We start from the raw sequence: 10346 nt of genomic DNA on the forward strand, positions 1-10346 counted from the left end.
ATATATTATATTTTACACTCGCAAAGTTGCGTGCAAGACTTCAGCAGCATCCGTAATCTTCTTACGAACTTCTTCCATCTCTTCGCCAGAAAGCGTTCTATCATTTGCTCGGAACGTTACAGAATAAGCAAGAGAACGCAAGCCTTCTCCAAGCTGTTCACCCTCATACACATCGAACAACTCAACAGATTCAAGCAAATCTCCAGCAGACTTTTCAATAGCAGACTGCAATTCATTCGCCTTCAATTCAATTGGTGCAGTGAAAGCAAAATCTTGCTTTACAGGAGGGAAAGTCGAAATTGGTTTAGCTTGAACAGGCTTCATAAGCATATTCTTAAACAATTCAGTTAAATCAAGCTCGAATGCTGCAGAATGCTTAGGCAAATCTAATGCTTCACAAACATGCGGATGCAATTCGCCAACAACACCGAGATTGACGCTTGAACCATCTTCAGCAAGAACACAAACTTGAGCACTACGACCAGGATGCCAAGAAGATGGAGCATCTTGAGCTTTAAACTGTTCGAGAATGAACTTAACACCAATTCTCTTACCAACTCGCTGGAGTGCTTCAACAGCATCACTCCAATCGACATCTCTATGAGTACCAAGCCAACCAGTTTCTTCAGCATGACCAGTTAGCAAAGCAGCAACATGCAAAGGTTGTTCCGGTAATCCAGCATCCAGCGCAGCAAGTTCAGCATTAGAAGGTCTAACAGAACCAGGTAATGCAGGAATTGCAGGAGCATTTGGATCGCTAAAGTACACATGACCAAGCTCATACATGGAAATATCTGTTAAACCACGATGAAGATTGCGTCGAACAGTGCCAGCCAAAGTCATCAAAACAGAACGACGAAGCCAAGGTCTGTCTCCAGCCAAAGGATTAGCAATACGAACACTTACTTCAGCAACTTCGTCCACATTTTGGCGGAAAGCCTTAATATCTTCTTCACCAACAAATGGATAACTTAAAGATTCAACAAAACCAGTTTCTGCTAACTCATAAGCAATAGCTCGCCTAGTTTGCTGTTGCGTGGTTAAACCGGTTCGACCAGTAACAGGAACTGCAGGAACCTTAACAGGAATCTCATCATATCCAATAAGTCGAGCGATTTCTTCTACTAGATCGCAAGGCTCATTCAAATCAGGACGCCAAGTTGGAGGAAGAACGGAGAAGGATCCATTGCCACCACCAGCAACAGAGCAACCAATATCGGTAAGAATATCGCTAATGCGATTCAAATCAACTTCCAAACCAGCAACTCGCTGCACTTCATTAGCTTTAAACACAATCACATTTCGCGACTGAGTATTATTAACATCACACGGCGATGTAGATGGCTTAGCTCCACCAAACTGTTCCAAAAGATTCGCAGCCATTTGCGCAGCTGCTGGCTGCAATTGAGTATCAACGCCACGTTCAAAACGACGAGAAGCCTCAGAAGGAATCTTATGTCGTCTAGCAGTGCGAGCAATTGAAACGGGATCAAAGTGAGCTGCCTCAATCAAAATATTTTTCGTTTCACTCGTAACTTCGCCGTACATGCCTCCCATAACACCTGCTAAGCCAAGCACGCGTGAACCGTGGTTTCCATGAGGAGAATCGCAAATAACTAAATCCTCAACATGCAATTCGTGATCTTTGCCATCCAAAGTCGTAAGATGTTCGCCATCATGTGCACGACGAACTACAATTGGACCTTCAATTTTGTCTAAATCATAAGCATGAAGAGGTTGACCCAAATCGAGCATGACATAATTAGTGATATCAACGGCAAGAGAGATACTGCGCATACCTGCACGCGTTAAACGACGCTGCATCCAACGTGGGCTTGCACAAGTGGAGTCAAAACCATGTACAGCACGCGCATAATATCGATCACAACCAGGTACACCATGAATTGGATTAGTATCTTCAATGCTCACGTCAATATCTGAAGTCTTGTGACCTTCATCATTAATTTGCGATACCTGCTCATTCAACTTTGAAACAGGATCCGTATAAACAGCACCAGTTGAATGATGATATTCGCGAGCAACACCACGATAAGAGAAAGCATAACCACGATCAGGCGTTATGTTAATCTCCAAAATCGGCTTATTAAGATGCAACAACTCCATTACATCATCGCCAGGCTTCAACTCATCATATTCAGCCTTAGAAAAGCCATATTCACGCAACAAAATAATGCCATTGTGGCTATCTCCCAAACCAAGCTCACGCTCTGAAGCACACATACCGTCAGAAATATGACCGTAAGTCTTGCGCGGCTCAATCTTAAAATCTCCAGGCAGAACAGCACCAGGAAGAGTTACAACAACCTTTTCACCAGCAGCCATATTAGGAGCACCGCAAATAATGCCACGAGGAACTTTTTTACCGTTTTCGTCAACATCGTTGTATTTATCTCCGACATCAACATGGCACCAATTAATAGTTTTGCCATTTTTCTGCGGTTCAGGAGTTGCGTCAACTACGTAACCGACAACAATTGGACCGGTAACTTGAGAAGTGTGAATCTCTTCTTCCTCTAAACCAACACGAACTAAATCTTTAGCAAGCTGTTCGTATGTTAAACCTTCTGGCACTTCAACATGATCTTTAAGCCAGTCAATATCTACCATTGGCATGAGTTTTACTCCCCCATCACAAACTGTTCACTGAAGCGCTTATCGCCTTCAACCAAATCATGCATATCGTTAATGTCATGTCGAAGTAGCAAAGTTCGCTCCAAACCTACTCCGAAAGCAAAACCAGTATAAACTTCTGGATCTAAACCAGCAGATTTAAGGACATTAGGATTCACCATTCCGCATCCGCCCCATTCAATCCAGCCTGGACCGCCCTTTTTATCCGGGAACCAAAGATCCAGCTCAGCACTAGGCTCAGTAAATGGGAAGTAGCTTGGTCGCAAACGGCTCTTTGCATCTGGACCAAACATAGCAACAGCCAAACGATCGAGAACACCCTTTAAATCAGCCATTGTTAAATGCTTATCCACAGCCAAAGCTTCACATTGATGGAAAACTGGAGTATGCGTTGCATCCAGTTCATCAGTGCGGAACACTCTACCAGGAGAAGCAATATACAGAGGAACTCCACGCTCAATTAACGCACGTACTTGATCAGAAGAAGTTTGCGTGCGCAAAACCATATTTGAACCAACAAAGCCTGCGGCATCCTTAGCTTGATTTCCTTGAACGTAGAAAGTATCTTGCATTTGACGCGCAGGATGATCCGGTCCAAAGTTCAATGCATCGAAATCAAACCATTCAGTTTCAACTTCTGGACCCGCAGAAATCTGCCAACCCATAGACACAAAGAAGTCTTCAAAATCTTCAATAATACGAGCAATAGGATGACGAGCACCTAAAGGCTTACGATTAATTGGAAGAGTCATATCTACAGTCTCTGCAGAAAGCATGTTAGCTTCTTCAACGGCTTTAATTCGTTCTGTAGCTTCTGCAAAAGCTCGACCAAAATCAGCTCGCAAAGTTGACATTACCTTGCCAACTTCCTTCTTTTGATCTGCAGGCAAAGAACCAATTGCTTTGCTTGCAACAGTCATCACTGACTGTGCGCCAGCATACTTAGTTTTAACAGCCTTCAGCTCTTCCATAGTTTGAGCAGCTGTAACGCTAGCAATACCTTCTTTTACTGCTTTAGTTACAGCTTTAATATCGAATGGCTTATTATCGGTCACAGCACCCTTCCTATCTGTGTTATACGTATATTCATTGTCTATATACGATATTGCAAAATATTGCCCAAAATTATATTTTTCGCTCATGACTCGACATAGCCAAGCCCATAAGCATTACTGCTGCACTTGTTGCAAGGTTCATTGATTCCGCTTTTCCATATATTGGAATTATTGAAATATCGTCAACCTGCTGCAATACTTCTTTAGGTAAGCCTCTAGCTTCATTGCCAAATAAAATAGCCAAAGAACTGCTAATAACCTCGGAATTGACTAAAATTTTTGGGAATGGCACAGGTTTAATCTTGTCAGTTCCGTAAATATCAGCTGCAATAACTCGAATATTTGATTTTGCAGCGCATTCGAACCAGTCTTGAACGCTTAATTGCACTACAGGAAGATGAAATAGTGAGCCAGCAGTCGAACGCACAAGCTTAGAATTCCAACGACTTACGCAATCATCAACAAAAACAACAGCATCGCATCCAGCAACATCTGCAACGCGAATAATAGCACCAGCATTGCCAGGATCTCTTACCTGCCAGCAAGCTGCAATACGAAGAGGTTTAAAATCGTTTTTTGATTTTATTTGTGCTGATTGTTGCAAATTTTTAAACTCACTAAAATAGATATCATCTAAAGATTTCGAATTAGCAACCGCAACAATTCCCTGTGAATCAGCACTAATTTTTTGCATAATACTCGATTCAACAGGATGAACATAACAAGATCGAGATAAAGCTTCTTTAACTATTTCCCGCAAAGAAGAAAATTGGGAACTTTCCTTTTCATTACCTTCACAAGCATCTTTAGTAACATAAATATCACATAACGAATCTATGGCATAACGTACAGCTTCGCGCACACTTTGCGGACCTTCAACTAAAAAACGCTGCAAATCATGCGACTTTGCGCGACCTAAAGAAACGAGTCTGCGCACGCGCTCACTGTGAGTATTATCAATTAGTTCTTTTAACGGCATAAATATAACTTTACTTCAAAAACGATTACGACACAGGAAATAAGCGTTCACGTATTTATGCAAACTTGTTACATTCATTGCAACAAGACTTATAAGCAAAACCTTATAAACTTTATTCATGATGCTCTGAAGCACTGGAAGTTGTATAGCCTTTAGGCTCAAGTTGGAAAGTAGTGTGGGACACAGAAACAGGAAAATGCTCGCGTAAGCAGTCCTGAAGCTGAGAAAGCACCTGAGAGCATTGAGACATTGTCATATTAGGATCCACAACGACATGTGCCATAAAAATCGGCATACCAGTAGAGACAGTACTAGCGTGCAAATCGTGAACTGCAAGTACATGAGGAACATGCTCTAGATGTTCTCGAACTTTATTTAAATCAAGACCTTCAGGAGTCTGCTCAAGAAGAACCTTAACAGCATTCTTAAGAAGCTTTAGCGCACGTGGAATCATAAGAAGCGCAATAATACCACCAGCTACAGCATCAAAACCTGCCCAACCTGTGCTCATCATTACAATAGCTGAAACTACGACTGCAACAGATCCAAGAGCATCGTTCATAACCTCAAGAAAAGCAGCACGCATATTCATATTGTCTTGCGATTGAGACATAAGAATTACAAGAGAGCCTAAATTCGCAGCTAAGCCAAGAATACCAAAGAATAGAAGCTGATTTACATCATGAATGCCTTGATGACCACTACCAAAAAGACGCATTCCAGCTTCAACAAGAGCATACACTCCTACAAGCAGTAAAATAAGAGCTCCCGCAGCAGCTGTAATAACCTCAAGACGCGCCCAGCCCCACGTACGCTTACTATTTGGACGACGACGCATAAGAATTGCAGTAACTGTTGAAGCTGCAAGAACTGAAATGTCTGTAAGCATATGACCTGCGTCTATAAGCAGCGACAAAGAATTAGTTAGAAAAGAACCAATTACCTCAGCAAAAAACACAGTTGCAGTAAGAGAAAGCGTAAGAAGCAAACGATGCTGATGTGCATGACTTGCGTGAATTGCGGCTGCTTGGGAAGCTGCGTTGGCGTTATTGTAATGAGTATCGAAAGAGTTGACATTTGCATTCACACTGCTTGAGCGTGAACCAGTGCCGTTAGTTTGAATTACATCGTTATGATTATGCACTTTCCAGCCTCCTAAAATATTAAAATATTTGGGCGATATCGTTTCTCAATATCATTCGCATTTTGCCGTATACGCAATGAACCCCAGCCTAAGCCGGGGTTCACTATTATCAATTACTTTGTCTATGACTATGTAATCACAAGCTGTCAACATGCATAAACATTGTACAAAACATGTTACAAAGTAATGCTATTTCTCTGCTTTTAGCACTCTTTCACACAGGTAGTACAATACAGAGGATCCAAGCAAAGCAAGTGCAGAGAGAATGAATAAGTAGAAACCAATGCCATAACTTACAGATCCAAGCATCGAGAATCCGCCAAACTGCGATTTGAGGGAAGATATCTTGCCATTAATATGGAAAAACTCAAAAATCATAAATACGGCAGCAACACCGCCAACAATCATCATTATTTTTGACTTATTCATAAAAGCAAAAACTAAAGCAACAATAGCAATAATTATATAGAAAATTCCATCGCCAGGAGTGTTATTATTGTTTACAAAATTAAACGACTTGGAGAGACCAAAGCAATTTACAGTGATAAGTGGCAAGAATGGAGCAATAATTGCAACAACAGAAGCTGCCATATAAGCAATCAAGGAGTACTTATGTAAAAGCTCAGGATCTGAATCTTCAATTACTGAATCTATTGTCTCATTAAAATTCTTAAAGCCATCTTTAACAGAATTTAAAGTATCGTTTGCTGGCTGCTGAGTATTTTGAACAGTCTGTTGCACATTTGGGTTTCCTAAGCGATTTCCGCAATTAGCACATACTTGACTATTTGCGTCGTTCTCTTTACCGCAAAAATTACAAAGCATAATTCACCTTCTACTTCAGTTGTTAAGCAATACAACTATTGCATTGCAAATTCGCAACAATTATAACAATCGAACTGACTATAAGACAAATACGGGATTGTCAATCGCAAATATGCTAAGTAAAGTGCAAATGTGGGTTATAGGCCAAAAAGTGTGTTTAAAAAACTAAGTTTTGTTGAAATATCGATGGAAACTTGCTGCAGTTAAGTTAAAAAGCTCAGCATTCATCTTTAATTAACTTTTCGTAAAACATGCTCTAACGAATATCATGCACGCACAATATCTTAAAAACATATCTCATTTAAATAATGGTTATACTTATAACCTTAAAGAACATTGTCAACTAACACAAATAAAGACAAAGCCAACTTTACACTCAGAAAATATTTGAAGACTGTTCGTTATCATTAAACCCATTGCTCACCAATTCTCTTTACAAACTAAACGTCACACAAAACTCGTAAAACAGTAATGTTACTGTCAATTACTTGTTAGGCTCTCACTGCCAATTTTAGAAAACTAATATGGCTTCGTAATGTGCTTATGAAATATTTCATCAATTAGCTCAAGCTTATTTGACCATCATTTTCAACGATTTTGCAAGATTTAATCAATGCGAATAAAGCATTATCTAAAGCTTCAGTATCGTGTTTTCCTATTCTCTTTTTTCCATATAGTTCGACCATAAATTTATATAAACCATCTTTTGTTACCTTAACATTTTTACTAACAATCTCAAGCATTCCTTCACCAATCTCTTCAGGTGAAATCTGACTAAAATCACGAACAATATCGCCAGGTAATCTGAAAACAATAGGTTTATTTTCTAAATACATAAAGCCATTCTTACGAATAATACCGAAATATTCGCATCCTCGCATTTTTATATCAAAACTTTTTTGCACGACTGAAGTAACTTTCTCACGTTGAAAATACCAAACAATCCTCTGCAAAAGAAGGTTTTCCGAAAGAGGAGCTTCAATTTCTAGAATATCCTTAACAATTTCTTTAAAACCTATATTTTTGTGCTTGGCAAAAATATTTTTGCAATCAGCCATCTTGTATTTTTCAAAAGAAAAATGATTAGTATCAACTGGTTGTGTAATATTATTGAGATTTGCTGAAGATTTTTCTTCTAAACTACTCATATTTTCCATATATTCATGATGAGGATCTGCATGAGTTACATGCTTACCATGAACGGAATCAAGTAAATCAACTGAATTATTATCCGAAGAAACTATACGTTTATCAGGCAAAGATGCACTACTATCCGAAGAATCTTCTTCATGAATGCATTTCATTTTTACAGCTTCGTTAGCAGCAGCCAAAAGCTTCTCTTGCTCAACTATCCTGTTCTTAAACCACTCAGTCGACCAAATTCTATAGAATTTCCAACCCATATTTTCCAAAATAGTCTGTCGAAGCCTATCGCGATCACGAGCATTCTTGGACGAATGATATGTAGCACCATCACATTCAATCGCCAAAACATAGTCGGAACTATTGCGCATCTTTAATCCAAGATCAATCCTGAATCCAGAGCATCCTACCTGCGTGTCTACAGAGAACCCATGATTTCGCAAGAATTCACAGACTTCATATTCAAAGTCTGAATCAAACTGATCCATACTTCCAACACTTTCACTGCGCTGTAAAGCAATCTCACCATTTTCTGCAAAATCAAGATACTCCCTCAGAAGTCTGACACCTTCTGATTCAGTACGGCTTAGATCTATATCCATCGCATGCATGGAAGAAACAACTTGAATATTATATTTTGCTCTTGTAACAGCAACATTCAAGCGTCTTTCGCCACCTTCTTTATTTAAAGGTCCAAAATTAAGCGAAAGTATACCTTTAGAATCATGACCATAGCCAATGCTGAATATGATAGTGTCGCGCTCATCTCCTTGGACAGTTTCAAGATTCTTTATGAAGAACGCATCCTCTTTGTTCTCATCAAAGAAAAACTCTCTTTCTGGAGTAGATTGACGCCTCCTGAACAACAATTTGTCAATAAGATTTTGCTGACTTTGACTAAATGCAATAACGCCCAAACTTCTATTAGGGTATTTATCAATGTTCTTATAAATCAAATCAACAACATACTCAGCTTCTTTTCTATTGTTATGAGAAGAACGATCAAATTCGCCATTTGCATAGTAATAATCAATACCTAAACCTTCAGAATCAGACTGAGCAGATGGGAAACTTATAAGCTTGTTATCATAAAAATTCTTATTAGAAAAAGCAATAAGTTGTTCACAGCGACTACGATAATGCCAGCTCAATCTGACCTGCGGCAAAACAACAGAAGCTAAATCTAATATAGAATCAAAGCTTCTTACATCATCATCTTCGTCATCATCTTCACCATTATTTATAACAGTAGTAAAGAAATTAGTAGGTGGCATTTGCTTAGAATCGCCAACAATAATAGCTTGCTTCGCGCGACTTATTGCGCAAATAGCATCCCATGGAAACATCTGCGAAGCTTCATCGAATATTACAATATCGAATTGCATAGAATCATAGTCAAGATACGTACTCACACTTAAAGGTGACATCATAAAACATGGCTTAACTTTCTGAACAAGCTCTCCAGCTTCTTTAATAAGTTCGCGTATATTCTTTTTGCTTCTTGATTTCTGATTTTCACGCTGTAGCATGATTAGAGGACTTCCATATGAAGCGCAATTAGACTCAGGGCATGCAGATGAAAGCTTCTCACGTAATTTTATTTGGTTTATTTTAAACTGCTCAATATCTTTTTCTGCAAATTCTTTCACTGCTCTATCTTGAGAAAGCCTACTAAATTGCAACAAAGAACTATTCTGTCTAATAATCAAATCAATCCACTGCAAATAGAACTGCTTCTTAAAGGTTCCAACAATGCTATCTTTATTAAMWTTATTCTTTATTCATCTGGTGAATGAACTTTACGCGGTACACCTAAATCGTCTGCTATATCGTCATACAAGTCTCCGCATTCATAAGGATCTAGCAGGTTATAAGCTTCGATTAACAATTCTTTAGGCGCGCTCTTGTGCAGCCATGCTTCTACTAAATAAAGATCAATTGCAACTGACGGTTCTCCAGCTCCAATAGCATCATTAACAAATTCTTTTGCAAATTCACTCATGTATGGCTCAGCTTAAGGTCGAAGTTTCTCAGCCATGTTATAACAAATTTTCATCATGTTCATCAGCTTTTAATTCCTCTCTTATTTTCCACAACTAGGAACGCGGTATTATCACGCCATTTTTTTTTCGATAAATGCACTTTTAGGATTACATCATCGTTGCAGGAAAAACTTAAAAACGTGGGGTGCTCCTCAGACTAATGTTCCAGTCTTGAAAGCTGGTTGCCGAGGTCCCCACGCTGGTTATATCGTATCCCAATATTTATGGGATCACCCCCGCGTATGCGGGAAAGACCTTGTTCTTTTATCGCATGATTATGTTTAGTGATTATGTTTAGCAAGCAATTCCGCAAGCTTGTTTAATCCTGCTTGGCGCTCGCGAACATCAATAGATTCAGCCAAATCTGCAGCGCACACAGCGATTGGCATAAAGGATTTTGCCAGCGTTTCTTCTGCCTGTGCTATAAGCATATAAAAGACGGTCTGCTCGTAATTATCTGTTGCCCATAAAATGTTATTACCAGTAGTTCTATCAATAAGTAATAT

General features: G+C 39.2%; 7 protein-coding genes and 1 pseudogene. All 8 read right to left on the minus strand.

The window, feature by feature from the left end; genetic code table 11:
• Positions 1 to 12: 12 nt before the first annotated feature.
• The gene (gene pheT, locus A5294_RS03020; RefSeq protein WP_004106829.1) at positions 13 to 2634 is read right to left on the minus strand and encodes a phenylalanine--tRNA ligase subunit beta; all 2622 of its coding nucleotides are present in this window, start codon (positions 2632 to 2634) and stop codon (positions 13 to 15) included.
• A gap of 5 nt (positions 2635 to 2639) precedes the next feature.
• Positions 2640 to 3707, minus strand: coding sequence for a phenylalanine--tRNA ligase subunit alpha (pheS, locus tag A5294_RS03025; RefSeq protein WP_032842538.1), 1068 nt, complete (start codon positions 3705 to 3707; stop codon positions 2640 to 2642).
• Positions 3708 to 3777: 70 nt separating this feature from the next.
• Positions 3778 to 4686, minus strand: coding sequence for an RNA methyltransferase (locus tag A5294_RS03030; protein WP_004106833.1), 909 nt, complete (start codon positions 4684 to 4686; stop codon positions 3778 to 3780).
• Between the two features lie 112 nt (positions 4687 to 4798).
• Positions 4799 to 5773 carry a cation diffusion facilitator family transporter gene (locus A5294_RS03035; RefSeq protein ID WP_064340430.1) on the minus strand — a complete coding sequence of 325 codons (975 nt, stop codon included), beginning with the start codon at positions 5771 to 5773 and terminating at the stop codon, positions 4799 to 4801.
• Between the two features lie 246 nt (positions 5774 to 6019).
• Positions 6020 to 6655: a zinc ribbon domain-containing protein gene (locus A5294_RS03040; protein WP_004119400.1), complete on the minus strand. Its 636-nt coding sequence runs from the start codon at positions 6653 to 6655 to the stop codon at positions 6020 to 6022.
• Positions 6656 to 7215: 560 nt separating this feature from the next.
• Positions 7216 to 9522, minus strand: coding sequence for an AAA domain-containing protein (locus A5294_RS03045; protein ID WP_064340429.1), 2307 nt, complete (start codon positions 9520 to 9522; stop codon positions 7216 to 7218).
• Between the two features lie 53 nt (positions 9523 to 9575).
• On the minus strand, positions 9576 to 9800 hold the full coding sequence (locus tag A5294_RS03050; protein ID WP_231880182.1) for a hypothetical protein: 225 nt from the start codon (positions 9798 to 9800) through the stop codon (positions 9576 to 9578).
• Between the two features lie 321 nt (positions 9801 to 10121).
• Positions 10122 to 10346: pseudogene (locus A5294_RS03055) on the minus strand (hypothetical protein); the annotation flags it as partial.

Source organism: Gardnerella sp. 30-4, assembly GCF_001641215.1.
Classification (GTDB): domain Bacteria; phylum Actinomycetota; class Actinomycetes; order Actinomycetales; family Bifidobacteriaceae; genus Bifidobacterium; species Bifidobacterium leopoldii.

What these genes read in the sequence shown, in the direction of transcription:
- A5294_RS03030 (WP_004106833.1), bottom strand. Translation starts at nt 4,686, where the DNA reads ATGCCGTTAAAAGAACTAATTGATAATACTCACAGTGAGCGCGTGCGC.
- A5294_RS03040 (WP_004119400.1), bottom strand. Translation starts at nt 6,655, where the DNA reads ATGCTTTGTAATTTTTGCGGTAAAGAGAACGACGCAAATAGTCAAGTA.
- A5294_RS03050 (WP_231880182.1), bottom strand. Translation starts at nt 9,800, where the DNA reads ATGAGTGAATTTGCAAAAGAATTTGTTAATGATGCTATTGGAGCTGGA.
- pheT (WP_004106829.1), bottom strand. Translation starts at nt 2,634, where the DNA reads ATGCCAATGGTAGATATTGACTGGCTTAAAGATCATGTTGAAGTGCCA.